The 14845-nt window shown below is 46.5% G+C and carries 16 protein-coding genes and 1 pseudogene; 6 read left to right on the top strand and 11 right to left on the bottom strand.

Features of this window, described 5'->3' with window-relative positions:
- The first annotated feature begins 2 nt into the window (after positions 1 to 2).
- The 5 genes from CWC33_RS05040 to CWC33_RS05020 all read left to right on the top strand — a co-directional run bounded on the left by CWC33_RS05040 (position 3) and on the right by CWC33_RS05020 (position 4697).
- Positions 3 to 440 (top strand): excinuclease ABC subunit A, encoded by a 438-nt coding sequence (locus CWC33_RS05040; protein WP_100691042.1) that lies wholly within the window; start codon positions 3 to 5, stop codon positions 438 to 440.
- Between the two features lie 11 nt (positions 441 to 451).
- Positions 452 to 2596: a prolyl oligopeptidase family serine peptidase gene (locus tag CWC33_RS05035; protein ID WP_100691041.1), complete on the top strand. Its 2145-nt coding sequence runs from the start codon at positions 452 to 454 to the stop codon at positions 2594 to 2596.
- Positions 2597 to 2605: 9 nt separating this feature from the next.
- Entirely contained in the window at positions 2606 to 2887 is a 282-nt protein-coding gene (locus CWC33_RS05030; protein ID WP_100691040.1) for a PepSY domain-containing protein, read from the top strand.
- Positions 2888 to 2891: 4 nt separating this feature from the next.
- Complete coding sequence (locus CWC33_RS05025; RefSeq protein WP_232709846.1) at positions 2892 to 3413, top strand: cytochrome b/b6 domain-containing protein; 522 nt, start codon at positions 2892 to 2894, stop codon at positions 3411 to 3413.
- 84 nt (positions 3414 to 3497) lie between these two features.
- Positions 3498 to 4697, top strand: a complete 1200-nt coding sequence (locus CWC33_RS05020) for an EAL and HDOD domain-containing protein (RefSeq protein ID WP_100691039.1) — start codon at positions 3498 to 3500, stop codon at positions 4695 to 4697.
- Here the strand turns inward: CWC33_RS05020 and CWC33_RS05015 are convergent.
- The 7 genes and pseudogenes from CWC33_RS05015 to sufB all read right to left on the bottom strand — a co-directional run bounded on the left by CWC33_RS05015 (position 4694) and on the right by sufB (position 10707).
- Positions 4694 to 5107, bottom strand: coding sequence for a SufE family protein (locus CWC33_RS05015; RefSeq protein ID WP_100691038.1), 414 nt, complete (start codon positions 5105 to 5107; stop codon positions 4694 to 4696). The two genes, CWC33_RS05020 and CWC33_RS05015, sit on opposite strands and share 4 nt — an antisense overlap.
- Before the next feature lie 20 nt (positions 5108 to 5127).
- Positions 5128 to 5661, bottom strand: a complete 534-nt coding sequence (gene sufT / locus CWC33_RS05010) for a putative Fe-S cluster assembly protein SufT (protein ID WP_100691037.1) — start codon at positions 5659 to 5661, stop codon at positions 5128 to 5130.
- Between the two features lie 20 nt (positions 5662 to 5681).
- A complete protein-coding gene (locus tag CWC33_RS05005; protein ID WP_100691036.1) occupies positions 5682 to 6038 on the bottom strand; it encodes a HesB/IscA family protein in 357 nt (118 codons plus the stop codon).
- A 15-nt stretch (positions 6039 to 6053) separates the two neighbouring features.
- Positions 6054 to 7271 carry an aminotransferase class V-fold PLP-dependent enzyme gene (locus CWC33_RS05000; RefSeq protein ID WP_100691035.1) on the bottom strand — a complete coding sequence of 406 codons (1218 nt, stop codon included), beginning with the start codon at positions 7269 to 7271 and terminating at the stop codon, positions 6054 to 6056.
- On the bottom strand, positions 7268 to 8518 hold the full coding sequence (gene sufD / locus CWC33_RS04995; protein ID WP_100691034.1) for a Fe-S cluster assembly protein SufD: 1251 nt from the start codon (positions 8516 to 8518) through the stop codon (positions 7268 to 7270). Before sufD ends, CWC33_RS05000 begins: the two co-directional genes overlap by 4 nt.
- Positions 8515 to 9204 (bottom strand): annotated as a pseudogene (gene sufC, locus CWC33_RS04990) (Fe-S cluster assembly ATPase SufC); the annotation flags it as partial. The gene sufD and the pseudogene sufC, both read right to left, overlap by 4 nt.
- Positions 9205 to 9270: 66 nt before the next feature.
- Complete coding sequence (gene sufB / locus CWC33_RS04985; protein WP_088769218.1) at positions 9271 to 10707, bottom strand: Fe-S cluster assembly protein SufB; 1437 nt, start codon at positions 10705 to 10707, stop codon at positions 9271 to 9273.
- 376 nt (positions 10708 to 11083) lie between these two features.
- Between sufB and CWC33_RS04980 the strand changes: the two genes are divergently transcribed.
- A complete protein-coding gene (locus tag CWC33_RS04980) occupies positions 11084 to 11731 on the top strand; it encodes a helix-turn-helix transcriptional regulator (RefSeq protein ID WP_088769217.1) in 648 nt (215 codons plus the stop codon).
- 10 nt (positions 11732 to 11741) lie between these two features.
- On the opposite strand, the gene CWC33_RS04975 is transcribed toward CWC33_RS04980, so the two are convergent.
- The 4 genes from CWC33_RS04975 to CWC33_RS04960 all read right to left on the bottom strand — a co-directional run bounded on the left by CWC33_RS04975 (position 11742) and on the right by CWC33_RS04960 (position 14839).
- Complete coding sequence (locus tag CWC33_RS04975) at positions 11742 to 12503, bottom strand: CsgG/HfaB family protein (protein ID WP_164976530.1); 762 nt, start codon at positions 12501 to 12503, stop codon at positions 11742 to 11744.
- A gap of 12 nt (positions 12504 to 12515) precedes the next feature.
- A complete protein-coding gene (locus tag CWC33_RS04970) occupies positions 12516 to 12902 on the bottom strand; it encodes a curli assembly protein CsgF (protein ID WP_100691032.1) in 387 nt (128 codons plus the stop codon).
- A 13-nt stretch (positions 12903 to 12915) separates the two neighbouring features.
- The gene (locus CWC33_RS04965; protein WP_232709845.1) at positions 12916 to 13275 is read right to left on the bottom strand and encodes a curli production assembly/transport protein CsgE; all 360 of its coding nucleotides are present in this window, start codon (positions 13273 to 13275) and stop codon (positions 12916 to 12918) included.
- Between the two features lie 76 nt (positions 13276 to 13351).
- Positions 13352 to 14839 (bottom strand): hypothetical protein, encoded by a 1488-nt coding sequence (locus tag CWC33_RS04960; RefSeq protein WP_100691030.1) that lies wholly within the window; start codon positions 14837 to 14839, stop codon positions 13352 to 13354.
- Between the last annotated feature and the right edge of the window lie 6 nt (positions 14840 to 14845).

The raw sequence follows: 14845 nt of genomic DNA, 5'->3' as shown, positions 1-14845 counted from the left end.
TCATGAAAAACTTACTCGTTGCTAGTGCACTTACTGTTTCTGCGTTACTGTCATTCTCAGCTGAAGCGAGAGATGATGTCGTTACTCTTGAAATTAAGCCAGCGGTTGAGACGGCCAAGGCAAAAGCGGCGCTACACGATGTGCCTTTTTACTTTGCAGGGCAGTCGCATCCTGAAGTGGCTCAATCGATGGGTGTGATTAGCACAAGTCGTAAAACCAATGCCTTTGGTAAATCTGACCGAGAAGCTTGTGAGTGGGTTTTGTTGTCAGCACTAAAAGTTTTACAGGAAAATGCTCGTGAGAATGGTTATGACGCGGTGATTAATATCAAGTCGAACTATAACCATAATGAGTTTGCGAGTGCTGAAGAGTTTCAATGTGGCGCAGGCTTTCTAATGGCGGGTGTAGCGCTAAAAGGTGAAGTCGTTAAGTTCAAATAAGGATAACAACAATGAAATACTTACTAGGAGTGGTTGCTGTGAGTTTGCTGACAGCCTGCTCACAGTCACCTGACAATGACGAAGAAGTGAATAATCAAATGCAGTATCCAGAGACGCGTAAAGGCGATGTGGTCGACACCTACTTTGGCACTGAAGTAGCGGACCCGTATCGCTGGCTAGAAGACGACCGTAGCGAAGAAACGGAAGCCTGGGTAAAAGCGCAAAATGAAGTAACATTTAGCCATTTGGAGAAAATTCCGTTCCGCGAAAAAATTGAAGAACGCTTAACGGAATTGTGGAATTATGAAAAAGTCAGCGCGCCTCGTTTTGAGGGTGACTACATCTATTTCTACAAGAACGACGGTTTGCAAAACCAATACGTTGTTTACCGTAAGAAAAGTGAAGACGCTGAAGCCGAAGTCTTTTTAGACCCAAATAAGTTTAGTGAAGATGGCACAACGTCTTTGGCGCAGTTAACGTTCAGTGAAGACGGTTCTATTGCGGCGTATTCGATTTCTGAAGGCGGCAGTGACTGGCGTAAAATTATTGTCATTGACGCAGAAACAGGTGATCAACATGAAGAGCCGCTCGTAGACGTTAAGTTCAGCGGTATTTCGTGGAAGGGCAACGAAGGTTTTTACTACTCGAGCTATGACAAACCTGAAGGTAGTGAATTATCAGCGAAGACCGACCAGCACAAACTGTATTACCATGAGATTGGTACGCCTCAGTCTGAAGACGACCTAATTTTCGGTGGTACGGAAGCTGAGAAACATCGCTACGTGGGTGGTTACGTAACTGAAGACGATCGTTTTCTGGTGGTTTCGGCCGCGAATTCGACGTCTGGTAACAAGTTGTACATTAAAGACTTAACGAAGCCCGACTCAGAGTTAGTGTTGGTTGATGGTGATGTGGCCTATGATACGTCGGTTCTGACGACTCGTGGTGACACGCTGTATTTAGAAACGAATATGGATGCGCCAAACGGTCGTGTTGTGACCGTGAATGCCAGTAACCCTAAGCCCGACAATTGGCAGGACTTTATTGCGCACAGCGAGCACGTATTGAACCCGTCAACCGGTGCGGGCTATATCTTTGCAGAGTATATGGTCGATGCGGTCTCAAAAGTTGAGCAGTACGACTACGACGGCAATAAGGTACGTGACATCGCTTTGCCGGGCGTTGGCAGCGCGAGTGGCTTTAGTGAGAAGCAGGACGCTGAAAAAGTGTATTACAGCTTCACGAACTACAGCACGCCAAGCACCATTTACGAAATGAACCCTGAAACCGGAGAGTCGGTCGTTTATGAAGCATCGGGCGCGGACTTCGATTCGAGCAAGTATGTTAGTAAACAAGTCTTCTATAGTTCTAAAGATGGTACTGAGGTTCCGATGATCATCACCCATAAAAAGGGTCTTGAACTGGATGGTACGAACCCAACGATTCTTTATGGTTACGGTGGCTTTAACATCAGCCTGACACCAAGTTTCAGCATTGCTAACGCCGCCTGGCTGGAAATGGGCGGTGTTTACGCGGTTGCCAACTTACGTGGTGGTGGCGAGTACGGTAAAGAGTGGCATAAAGCCGGCACTAAAATGCAGAAGCAAAACGTGTTCGATGACTTTATTGCGGCAGCGGAATATCTGATAGAAGCTGACTATACTTCGTCTGAGCGCCTGGCGGTTCGTGGAGGCTCAAACGGCGGCTTGCTGGTTGGTGCGGTAATGACTCAGCGTCCTGAGCTGTTTGCGGTTGCTCTACCGGCAGTTGGTGTATTGGATATGCTTCGCTATCACACCTTCACTGCGGGTGCTGGATGGGCGTATGACTATGGTACAGCAGAAGACAGTAAAGAAATGTTTGAATACTTGCTGAACTACTCACCAGTGCATAACGTAAAAGAGGGTGTTGAGTACCCGGCAACACTAATTACTACAGGTGATCATGATGACCGTGTCGTACCTGCACATTCCTTTAAGTTTGCTGCGGAATTGCAGGACAAAGCGGGTGGCAATAACCCTCAGTTGATTCGTATTGAAACCAATGCGGGTCATGGTGCGGGGACGCCAGTATCAAAAACAATTGAGCAGTATTCGGATATTTTCGGCTTTACGCTCTATCACATGGGCTTCGAGTCACTTCCTAACGAAAAATAGGAGTTTGATATGAACGCATTAAAACTAACCGCGATGGCAGGTGCAGCTGCATTGTTAGCCGCTTGCAGTGCCGAAGAAACGGAAACTCGTTGTACGACAGCTCCGCAATCAGAATGGATGGATCAAGAGCAGTTCCAGGCTGGTTTAAAAGAGCAGGGGTATGACATTAATGAGTTTAAAGTCACTCCCGGTAACTGCTATGAGATTTACGGCAAAAACCAGGCAGGGGAGAAAGTAGAAATCTACTTTAATCCTGTTGATGGCAGCGTTGTAAAAGAAGAAAAAGAGTAAGCTGATGAGTAAGCCAGTGGTTATTTGGGATAAGTATATTCGCATTTACCACTGGCTTATTGTTATTGGATTTACGCTAAATTATTTTGTACTAGAGCCTGGCGAGACGATTCATCAGTGGGTTGGCTATTGTGTCTGGATTTTAGTGTTTGCTCGTATTATTTGGGGTTTTATTGGCCCTAAACGCGCACGAGTTATTGATTTTTTTCCTACCCCTACTCGTATAGCTCAACATTTACGTGAACTAAAAAGTCGCGAGATTCCTAATGAATCCGGGCATAACGCTGTTGGCGGTATGCTGATATTGCTGTTTTGGTTCTTGTTTTTAGCACAGGGCACCACCGGTTTTCTGCTCGAAGAAACAGACGCATTTTTTGGTAGCACGCTGGTCGAGAACATTCATGAATACATTGCCCATAGCTTATTTATAGGGGCCATTATTCATGTTGCAGCCGTGTTTTTGACAGGTTGGTGGGGTCGCATTGAGCTTATAAAGCCCATGATTACAGGACGCCGTAAACCTTAAATTTATAACAATCGTTCATCTTTTCTTTTATTAAAAACTACCGTAGAATCCAGCTAATAATCAGTGTTTAAAAAGTAGACAGATTTGGAATCTTCCCCTTTATTGGCGGCTCAGCCAATATACGACAGAAAAAATCGTTTTTACGCGGTAGAACTGTTGTACCGAAGCGCTATTCATTTATCAGCTGAAACCGTGGGCGATACTGCCGCTACCAGTGAGGTGGTGTTTAACCTTTGCGCGGGAATCACCGAACAGACCACTCAGTACGACGCAACGGCTTTTATTAATGTTTCCAGCGACTTCCTGCTGTCTCAAAGTTTCCTGCCTATTGAACCTGATAAGGTCGTTATTGAGCTTTTAGAAACCATAAAGCCAACGCGAGCCGTTGTGAATGCGGTAGCACGCTGGCATGACAAGGGTTTCCGTTTCGCGCTCGATGATTTTGAGTTCGACCCAGCGTGGGAGCCATTGCTAAAGTATGCATCGTATATAAAAGTAGATGTCTCTACGGTGACCGTTGAGCAAGTTCGGGCGTTTAAAAAAGACTTAACTAGCTTTAACGGTAAGTGGCTGGCCGAGCGCGTTGAAGATGAAGCCACTAAAAAGGCCTATGAAGCGTTGGGTTTTGAGCTGTTCCAGGGGTACTACTTTGCCAAGCCCGAAGTTATTTACGGCACCCGGTTAGAGCCCTCTTCGTTACAGTTAGCAAAAGTGCTGTCCTTATGCTTTGAAAAGGAGCCAGACTTAACTGAGTTATCGAAGGTGATATCTGAAGACCCTAAGCTATCAGTCAGCCTTCTGAAAATAGTGAATAGCCCTCTGTATCCAACGGCGAGCCCAATTACTCGGGTCAAAGATGTGATCATGCGATTGGGTATTGAGAAATTGCGGCGCTGGATAGCGCTTATAGGCTCCGTTGCTGCCAGTAGCCAGGAAGCATCACGTATGGTGTTGGTAAGAGCACAAATGTGCTACGAGTTAGCCAAGGGCCAAAAGAATCAGGGTTTAGATCCTGACCAGTGTTACTTTGTTGGTCTTCTATCTGGTATTGATATAATGCTGGGCGTGGATAAAAAGGCGTTTTTTGAAAAGTTGCCTCTGTCACCTGAAACACAAGCTGCAGTGAATAACTTGAAAGGGCCTATGGGACAGTGCTTGAGTATTGCGTTGAAACTTGAGCGCCTGATTCAAATGAAGCAGCGGCTGGAAACAATTCAACCGCGTCTGTTGTCAACCTACCGCTCTGTATCGAATAACGTTCAAGAACTGTTTAATACCATTTAAGCGTTGGTGTTCTTGGCCAACTGCTGGATTTTCCCAACAATAGCTCTTAATCCATTCCCGCGAGTTGGGGTAATGTGGTTTTCCAGGTCGAGTTGATTAAAATATTGGTCAATATCGAACGCGAGGATTTGTGCGGGCGTTTTGTCATGGTAAGCCGCCATAACCAACGTTAATAGCCCTTGCACAATGACGGCATCACTGTCGACGTGAAATAACAGCTTGCCGTCTTTCTCTTCACTAATCAGCCAAACATTACTCTGACAGCCGCGTACCAGATACTCTTCTTTATGCTGCGCTTCCGGCAAACCCGGTAGCGCTTTGCCTAAATCGATAATGTACTGATAGCGCTGTTCCCAGTCGTCCAGGAACTCTAAGTCATCAAGAATTTCGTCAGTTGTTGGTAAGTTCATGGTTAATTCGGTATTCCCGTTTAGAAAAACACACCAGCTTCAAGCTGCGCTTCTTCGCTCATCATGTCGCGAGACCAAGGTGGATCGAACACTAAGTTTACATTAACCCTGTCAACATTCGGAACGAGTGAGACACGGTACTCAACGTCACCGACCAGTACAGGGCCCATACCGCAGCCCGGTGCGGTGAGCGTCATATCAATAGTAACCCGCGAACTGTCTTGGTCTATATCGACTTTATAAATAAGTCCAAGTGACACTAAGTTAATGGGAATTTCAGGGTCGTAGATGGTTTCCAGTGCATCCCAAACTTGTTGTTCGGATATTTGGCCGTCCCCAGGTGCAGGAAAGTCGAGCTTTTCCGGCTTGCGACCAATGGCATCGCCATCGGTACCGTCAATGCGCAGCATATTACCCTGCCAAGTGACGGTGTAATTACCGCCCAAATCTTGGGTAATATTCACAAACTCCCCTTTGGGAATGATTTTAGGTTCGCCGGATGGCACCTTACGCGCTTTGACTTCGCGTAAGGTATTCACCATTTTCTGTTGCATGATGTCGTTATTTTTCCCGTTTAGCTAACGCTGAAGCTTTCGCCACAACCACATTCGTTAACAACATTAGGGTTGTTAAACTTAACAATGCCGTTAATGCCTTCTTTAACGTAATCGATTTCTGTATTACGCACCAGTTCCAGCGCGTTGGGTGCAATAGCAACCTTAATGTTGTCGTTAATTTCTACCACTTCATCACCGTCTTGAATGGCGTCAACGGAGTCAAGAACGTACGCATAACCTGTGCAGCCGCTCTGTTTGGTCGATAAGCGAATCAAATTGCCCGATTCACTTTTCAGCCGTGACTCAAAATACTTAATGGCACTGTCCGTCATGGAAATAAGTGATGACGATGGACTAAACGTTTCTACAGACATTGTGTCCTCCTGCCGTTAGGCTAGCATCATACGAGCTTTGTTGATGCCCGCAAAGAGCTGATCAACCTCGTCTAATGTATTGTAGATGGTAAATGACGCACGTGCGGTACCCGGCACATTCAGGCGCTTCATCAATGGTTGTGCACAGTGGTCGCCGGTGCGAATCGCAATACCTTGCTTATCTAACAAGAAACCGATATCAGCCGGGTGTGCACCCTCCAGAACAAAACTGAGTACGCCAATTTTATTCGGGGCATCACCAATAATTCTCAAGCCTTCAGTTTGCTTCGCTAACTCGGTCGCTCGTGCCAGTAACGCCTGTTCGTGCGCACGTATTTCTGCAGCGTCGTATTGCTGAATCCAGTCAAGTGCGGCAGCTAGGCCAATAACGCCTGCTATGTTAGGCGTACCCGCTTCTAAGCGGTTAGGAAGCTCACCCCAGGTGGCATCCTGATAGCTGACGGTGGCTATCATCTCACCGCCGACTAACCATACCGGCCACTCATTCAGCACATCGAAGCGACCCCAAAGCACGCCAATACCTGTAGGCCCGAACACTTTGTGGCCTGAAAATGCGTAAAAGTCGCAACCAATGTCCTGAACGTTGATGGCGCCGTGCGCAACACCTTGGGCACCGTCAATTAATACCAAAGCACCTTTACTTTTAGCTGCCGCAGTAAGCTCCTTTATTGGGTTCACAGTACCCAGCGCATTGGATACATGCGGCATGGCAACAAAAGCTGTGTTGTTGTTTAAAAGCTCATGAAAGGCATCAACATTAAGTTCGCCATTGTCATGAATGGGCACCACTTTTAAGGTAGCACCAGAGCGTTTACAAGCTTGTTGCCAAGTGACCAAGTCAGCGTGGTGCTCCAGTTCAGTCACCAAGACTTCATCGCCCACTTTCAAACGCTGTGAAACGCCATTCGCCACCAAATTAATGCCTTCAGTGGTACCGCTGGTCCAAATCACTTCTTCGCTTCGGGCTGCATTAATATAGGTTGCAACTGTTTGACGAGCAGCTTCGTAACGGCGCGTTGCTTCATCTGACAGGTAATGCGCCCCGCGATGAACGTTAGAGTTGCATTGCGTGTAATAGTCCACCAAGGCATTGATAACTGCCTGCGGCTTTTGTGTCGTCGCTGCGTTATCCAAATAAACCAGCGGACGACCATTCACTTCCCGGGACAGAATCGGAAACTGCTGGCGAATGTCTGCAACATTTAGGCTCATTGCTGCTCCATCATACGCTCAAAGCGTTGCTTCAATATTGGTTGCAACCAATCGGCTAATGCGCGATTTGGCATTTGGAAAAGCAGTTCCTGTACAAAACCGAAGTTCAGCATAACCAAGGCCTGTTGCTTATCGATACCGCGCGTCAGCATGTAGTAAAGTGCTTCTTCGTCAATTTCAGCAACGGTTGCACCGTGAGCACACTGAACGTCGTCCGCATAAATTTCCAGCTCTGGCTTGGTGTAAATTTGTGCGCCACGAGTTAGTAACAAGTTACGGTTGTTCAGCTCAGCCAGAGTTTTCTGCGCATGGCGGTGTATGTGAATACGACCGTTAAAAACCGCTTTTGCCTTGTCGCCAATAATGCCGCGCGCATTTTCTTCGGTGGTACCGTTAGGCTGCGCATGTTCAATTGTGCTGTGCAGATCAAAGTGCTCTTTGGGAGCTAATAAATAAATGTTGTTGAACTTCGCAAAGGCGTGCTCGCCTGCGTGCTCAATATCGACGTCCAGACGCGTCAGCTGAGAGCCGTATCCTACGAGTGTGCTGTTAAGCTTCGACTCATTGTGTAAGCGGAAATGGCTACCACCAACGTGAATGGCTTCGCCTTCGTGTAAGGCTAAGCGATAATGCTCCAGAGCGGCTTTGTCTGCAATGTCGTACTCTGCGAACGCGGTATTCAGACTGTGGCCATTACCTACGCCGTGCTCAATAATAACGGCTTTAGCACCTTCACCGACACGAACCAATGACCGCTGGTGCGACTCCACACCATCGCTGGCGAAGTTAACAATGCGTATTGGCTGCTCCACGTTTGCGTTTGGCGCAATATCAATGACGACGCCTTGCTGAGCAAGTACGTCATTGACCAAGCCGAACAAGTGATGCTGTGGCTTAACTTGTCCGAACAGATTTTCTGCCGCGTCGTTTTTCGTGTCCAAAGAGGCAATGGTGACGCCATCAGGTAATACCAAGTTGGTCATGTCACTCGTCAGGCGACCGTCAACAAACACCAAATCAATGCTGTTTAAGCCTTCTACTTGGGGCGCTTCAGTGGTTGTCGCGTTGCTTGTCGTTGCAAGGTTTAAGTCGGCAACTTTGTGCAGTGACGTGTAACGCCAAGCTTCTGTGCGACGTCCTGGCCACTCTTTTTGTTTTAGCTCTGCTAACGCTTTCGAGCGTGCAGATGCTAACCAGTCATCAACATTGCCGGCACGCTCAATCACTTGTGCTAGCCATTGACTCATGCGACTTCTCCTTCCTTAAGCCAAGCGTAGCCTGACTTCTCAACTTCTTTAGCCAACTCAGGGCCGCCACTTTTCACGATTTTGCCGTTTGAAAGAATGTGAACATAGTCCGGTTCAATGTAGTCCAGCAAGCGCTGATAATGAGTCACAACGATAAAGCTACGATTGCCGTCGCGCTGGCTGTTTACACCTTTGGCAACTACCTGCAGAGCGTCTACGTCTAAGCCTGAGTCTGATTCATCAAGAATAGCCAGCTTTGGTTCCAGCATAATCATTTGCATGATTTCGTTACGCTTCTTCTCGCCGCCTGAGAAACCTTCGTTAACGCCACGCTTTAAGAAGTCCAGAGGCAGCTCAACCTGCTTGCAGGCTTCCTTTGCCTTTTTCAGGAATTCAGCAGAGCTTAGTGCGTCTTCACCGCGAGCTTCGCGCATGGCATTGACTGACTCTTTCATAAATTCCATGTTGCTGACACCCGGAATTTCGACCGGGTACTGGAATGCCAGGAATAAACCCGCTTGCGCACGCTCTTCCACTTCCATATCCAGTAAGTCTTTGCCTTCAAGGCTAACGCTGCCGCTTTCTACTTCATAACCTTCACGGCCAGAGAGTACGTAGCCCAAGGTACTTTTACCGGCGCCGTTGGGGCCCATAATGGCATGCACTTCACCCGGCTTAATATCTAAATCAAGGCCTTTAAGAATGGTCGTTTCTTCCACGCGTGCGTGTAAATCTTTAATTGATAGCATGTCTTACCCCACTGAACCTTCAAGACTGATTTCAAGCAACTTACCGGCTTCCACGGCGAACTCCATTGGCAGTTCGCGAAACACTTCCTTACAGAAGCCATTCACAATCATTGAGACTGCTTTTTCAGGGTCGAGGCCTCGTTGCTGACATAAAAAGAGCTGGTCGTCACTCACCTTAGAGGTGGTGGCTTCGTGTTCAACAATCGCCGTTGGATTGCTGCTTTCGATATACGGGAATGTGTGCGCGCCACATTGGTCGCCAATGAGCAGCGAGTCACATTCGGTAAAGTTACGCGCGCCTTCAGCGCCAGGGCCCATACGAACCAGACCACGGTACGCATTATTGCTGCGTCCGGCGGAAATACCTTTGGAGATGATGGTCGACTTGGTGTTTTTACCTAAGTGGATCATCTTAGTGCCGGTATCGGCTTGTTGCTTGCCGCGAGTTAGAGCAACTGAGTAAAACTCACCGACACTGTTGTCGCCTTTGAGAATGCAACTTGGGTATTTCCAGGTAACCGCGGATCCTGTTTCAACCTGAGTCCAGGAAATTTTCGCATTTTTCTCGCACAATCCGCGCTTGGTTACAAAGTTATAAATACCACCTTTACCGTCTTCATCGCCCGGGTACCAGTTTTGCACTGTTGAGTATTTAATTTCAGCATCGTCTAGAGCGACAAGTTCTACGACGGCGGCGTGTAACTGGTTTTCGTCACGCTGCGGTGCCGTACAACCTTCAAGGTAGCTAACGTAGCTGCCTTCTTCGGCAACAATGAGTGTGCGCTCGAATTGTCCCGTGTTTTGCTCGTTTATACGGAAATACGTCGACAGTTCCATTGGGCATCGAGTGCCTTTAGGAATGTAGACGAAGGAGCCATCGGTAAATACCGCGCTGTTCAGGGCTGCGAAATAGTTATCCCCTTTAGGAACAACGGTGCCCAAGTATTTTTTTACTAAGTCAGGGTACTTATGAATCGCTTCAGAAATTGGGCAGAAAATAACGCCGGCTTCTTCAAGCTTCTCGCGGAAGGTGGTCACCACGGAAACCGAGTCGAATACGGCATCAACCGCAACACCCGCCAGCATTTCTTGCTCGTGTAATGGGATGCCTAACTTTTCGTATGTGCGTAAAAGTTCAGGGTCAACTTCGTCCAATGATTTAGGCTTGTCTTTCATGCTCTTCGGCGCTGAGTAATAAGAAATGGACTGATAATCGACCTTCGGATAGTCGACGTGCGCCCACTCAGGCTCATCCATTTTTAGCCACTTGCGGTAGGCCTGCAAGCGCCACTCAGTCATCCACTCGGGCTCACCTTTTATCGCCGATAAACGACGAATGACATCTTCGTTTAAGCCGGGCGCAAAGGTTTCCGATTCTATTTCAGAAACAAACCCTGCATCGTATTTACGTTGAAGAGCCTGATCAATTTGTTCGCTCATGTTTACCACCTTACTTATATGCGAATACTGAGCATTATAAAATACCTGACTAAAACACTCAACTTTATCCGAGCCCTTGTTTTAGGCTGCGCGCATTATACGTTTGTTTGTATACTTTGTCGCCTTAGGTTGGGGCTTTGAGAGCTGGTAGGATTTGGCTTTTTTGATAAGTCATGTAGCCTTTGAATAACAAATGAATCGTACAATCTGCATTGCTAACTCTTTAATTTTTAAGGGTTGTAACAAATTGTTACATATTGGTTTCCTGCGCTATCTTCTAAATGATGCTTTTTTGCTATTATAAAGGGTCATGACTTTCGTTTAAAAAATGTAAATAAAAACTTGAAAGTCTTTGTAGTCGGTTTTAAGGGGTGTTATGACGCGCTTTTCTCAACTTGCTCTAATTGAACACCAAAAACGGACGCAGAACCTCGCTTTACTTGCGGAGTCACTGGAAATCGAAGTAATTCATCCAAGCCTACATGAGTTACTTAACCAGATTCCAGATAAAGAGATTATGGTTGCGTACTCGTTAAGTTCTGAGCAATTATCACGGACGAGCACAGCGAATGAAGTCGCTGCGCTTGCAAAGAGCTACGCCCTGTTTTTGGTGAATGTGAAGCCGGATTCTGTTAAGCCTTCGCAGGCTCTGAATTTAGGTGCGCGCGGCATTATCTATGAAAATGAACATTTAGACCGGGTGCTAACCGCATTGAAGGTGATTAGCCAGGGCGAACTTTATTACCCGCGATCATTACTGTCAGACAAAATAGAAGAAATGATGTTGCGCCGTCATGCTGATGACGATACGGCTACGTCTTTTTCACAGATTAGCTCTTTAACACCGCAAGAGTTAAAAATCATCGAATTGGTCGGTACCGGCGCCAGAAATAAAGAAATTGGTGAGCAATTGAATATCAGCGCACATACTGTGAAAACGCACCTATCTTCGATTTTCCGAAAGACAGGTGCGCGTAACCGAGTCGAACTTTTGAAGTGGGCGAGTTACGCGTCAACCAATTAACGAGCTGGTACTAGCTATCTGCCCGCCAAAAGCCTCGTTCCTGACCTTTTTCTATCAGTTCCACTAACGCTTTTTCCATCGCCTGTTTCACTGAAAGTTGGACAGGTTCATTAGTTGAATAACCCCCTTCAAACTCCGCTAAACGATTTAAAGAAACGTACCGGAACAGACCTGCTCTTAATTCTTGTGAGAAGACCTTCTTGTTGGCAGATACGGAAAGCAGGACTTGGCCCGTGTATACGTCGACGGCGCGCAAGTACACCGAAACCTGATCTTCACGGTAGAGTTCTGATGCCCCAATGCCGAAGTATTCAGCGCCGATACCACCGGTACTAACGTTAGTGTCATAGCTAATAATGCCACCTTCAAGCAGCAGTCTGGCTTCTCTTAACGGCGGTAAGTCAGAGTCTTTACTGGAATTGTGAATTTTTCGCTCAGTCAACAGGTTTTGAAGGTTTTCCCGCTCCATTGGTAGAAACCAACCAGACTCAAGCAGCATCTGCGTCAGCATGGAAGTGGCTCCTTGAGTCACCGCCGTTGAAAAGCTTGAAACATTGGCTTGCGGCTTATACTGCCCTGTTTGATCACGGAAAGCGTACACTGAAACTGGGATACGGCTTTTTGGCACTGGCTGTTTTTGTAGCGTCATCATCATTGAACTTGGCGCATCTATCTCTGCTGGCGTAATGTTCAAGTCAGTAGGTTTGGGCATCATTGCACAACCCGACATGAGTAATGAAACAGCCATTAAAGTTATCGTTCGTATAGTCATAGTTACTCTCTTTTATATTGCCGGCATGGTAATGACGGTTTGTTCGCCTGTTTCGTTGTGCGTGATGTAAACAAGCACGCTACCGTCAGGTTGCCCAATAACTTCTACGGTGTACTCACCGGTGTCATACAAACCTTCGACAATTTCACCATCTGCAATACGACGGGTGAGAGAGTTGATAATATTGCGCTCCAGTGCATCGCGGAATCTATCAACGAAAGAGCGACCTTCATCTGGAGCGGTATGAGCATTCTGGCTCTGAGCTTTTTGCAAAAGGAAATTACCATTTAAGGGATTTCCTCCGAAGCTTGGGTTTATTGGCTGATAGACTATCTCCGTTGCGCTCACTGATGCCGAAGTGAGTAGTAGAGCCAAAGTAACAGTTGAGAGTTTTTTCATAATTAACGCCTTATTAAAATGCATTATTGTCTGGCGAGTCGAAAACGGAGTCAGCTTTAATACGAGCGACTTCGTTAATACTAATAAGGATGGCCTGTTCGGCTAATTTTTTAACGTCGTTCTGGCGTCGCCCAAAATAGGTCTCGAACACTTTCTTTTGTTCCATCTCCACCCACAAATAGGTTCCAGCCTGCGGATAGACGCGTTCGTTGACGACGACGGTAATACCGTTTGTTGAAGGAATGTCCCGCCAGTAACTTGTGTAATAGAAGAAAAAGTCTTTACCAAAACGCGAGATCGTTCGGTCTAAAACCATACCGCCCAGCTCAATTTCGTCAGCGTGGCTAAATGGTGTTATTAAAATTATTATCAATAAGAGTTTCTTAATCATAAGAGCCTAAAAAGCGGCCGCTAGGTAGCAGCCGCTTTAATCTAGAGCGAATCATCAATTAGTATTGAACGACAGTTGCTACGTTGTAGTCGCCTTGCTGATAAACACTCATTGTGTTGCTATCGCTAAACTGACCACCGGTGACAACGTTGTTATTACCAACTTGTTGAATATCAACACTACCGCCATTACCACCAACAATGAATGAGCCTTCATCACCAGCAATAACGTTGCTGTTACCTTCCTGAACGAAAGCAATAAGGTTGTCATTACCACCGATAATAGTATCGATTAAGTTAATGTCACCCGTTTGCTCTGACTGCAGCTCGTTACCAGAAGTTGTTCCAGCGTCGTAAGAGTAGGCAAGGAGTGTGTTGCTGTCACCGTGTTGGCGAGAGTACACATCATTATCGTCACCAGCGATAACAATTTCTGCGGTATTTACATCACCAATTTGTCGGCTATCAGCTTCGTTACCAGAGCCAATCAGAGCAACACCGTTAAAGTTTTCATCACCGCGGCTAGAGATGCGGATATCGTTGTATGAGCCATAAGACTCTGCAACCGCAATGTTGTTATCGCCGCGCTGATCCATTTCGATGATGTGATCATCACCTTCGGTAGCGAATACGGCGTAGTTATTATCACCGTCTTGGCTCGCATCAATGGTGTTATAGTTTCCTACCATGCCTGTAGCGGCTTCAACAACGTTAGTATTACCTTCTTGTTGAACCACGATTTCGTTCACATCGCCTTGAATTGGTTGAATTAGAAATTCATTGCTGGAACCGTCTTGATAAACATCGACGAAGTTTTCATTACCTGAAAGACTTTGTGCGATGAAGATGTTAGCTGAACCAAATTGCTGGACATAGACTTCATTCATATCGCCGTTAGCACCAACAACACCACCAACGTTTCCGTCGCCTTCCTGGTCAGCAATGAATGTGTTCATATCGCCAGTTGCAGTGAAGTAACCGGCTTCGTTAGATGAGCCTGCCTGGTTCGCTTCAAAGTAGTTATCACTGCCTTCGATCTGGAAGTTTGCCCAGTTAAGGTCACCAGATTGAGCAATAGAAGCGCTGTTGTAATCGCCTGCTAAATCGATACCAGCCGTATTAGCGCTACCTGACTGTTCGACAATTGCAGTATTTGCATTACCTACTAAGAAAACTTCAGCGATGTTGTAATCACCTTCCTGGAAGCTTGACAGTGCGTTCTCGTCACCTTGAATATCTGAATCTAAGGTGTTCCAGAAGCCATACTGTTCGCCTTCCACTAAGTTAAAGTCACCAGTGACATAAGCGTATGCTTCTTGAAGGCTGTCTAGCTGTAACAAGAAAGTGTCGTTTCCTTCACCGTATTGGTCAGCGTAAGCCCAGTTTAAGAAACCACCTTGCTCGATATACATGTTGTTGCCTGATTCAACCGCTTCTGATGAATCTTGGTTTACAACAGCGATGTGTGCTTCTGCCGCCGCATAACCTGAAAACGCTAAGGTTAACGCTAAAGCAACTGCACTTTTTTTTAGAATTGTATTAGACATGATTGT

The organism is Idiomarina sp. X4, assembly GCF_002808045.1.
Lineage (GTDB): Bacteria > Pseudomonadota > Gammaproteobacteria > Enterobacterales > Alteromonadaceae > Idiomarina.
This window is presented reverse-complemented; position numbering and strand designations above follow the sequence as displayed.

Coding starts and splice junctions, on each gene's coding strand:
- CWC33_RS05000 (WP_100691035.1), bottom strand. CDS start 7,271: ATGAGCCTAAATGTTGCAGACATTCGCCAGCAGTTTCCGATTCTGTCC.
- CWC33_RS05015 (WP_100691038.1), bottom strand. CDS start 5,107: ATGAACTTACCAACAACTGACGAAATTCTTGATGACTTAGAGTTCCTG.
- CWC33_RS05005 (WP_100691036.1), bottom strand. CDS start 6,038: ATGTCTGTAGAAACGTTTAGTCCATCGTCATCACTTATTTCCATGACG.
- CWC33_RS04975 (WP_164976530.1), bottom strand. CDS start 12,503: ATGACTATACGAACGATAACTTTAATGGCTGTTTCATTACTCATGTCG.
- CWC33_RS05025 (WP_232709846.1), top strand. CDS start 2,892: ATGAGTAAGCCAGTGGTTATTTGGGATAAGTATATTCGCATTTACCAC.
- CWC33_RS04960 (WP_100691030.1), bottom strand. CDS start 14,839: ATGTCTAATACAATTCTAAAAAAAAGTGCAGTTGCTTTAGCGTTAACC.
- sufB (WP_088769218.1), bottom strand. CDS start 10,707: ATGAGCGAACAAATTGATCAGGCTCTTCAACGTAAATACGATGCAGGG.
- CWC33_RS04970 (WP_100691032.1), bottom strand. CDS start 12,902: ATGAAAAAACTCTCAACTGTTACTTTGGCTCTACTACTCACTTCGGCA.
- CWC33_RS04980 (WP_088769217.1), top strand. CDS start 11,084: ATGACGCGCTTTTCTCAACTTGCTCTAATTGAACACCAAAAACGGACG.
- CWC33_RS05030 (WP_100691040.1), top strand. CDS start 2,606: ATGAACGCATTAAAACTAACCGCGATGGCAGGTGCAGCTGCATTGTTA.
- sufD (WP_100691034.1), bottom strand. CDS start 8,518: ATGAGTCAATGGCTAGCACAAGTGATTGAGCGTGCCGGCAATGTTGAT.
- sufT (WP_100691037.1), bottom strand. CDS start 5,661: ATGCAACAGAAAATGGTGAATACCTTACGCGAAGTCAAAGCGCGTAAG.
- CWC33_RS05035 (WP_100691041.1), top strand. CDS start 452: ATGAAATACTTACTAGGAGTGGTTGCTGTGAGTTTGCTGACAGCCTGC.
- CWC33_RS05040 (WP_100691042.1), top strand. CDS start 3: ATGAAAAACTTACTCGTTGCTAGTGCACTTACTGTTTCTGCGTTACTG.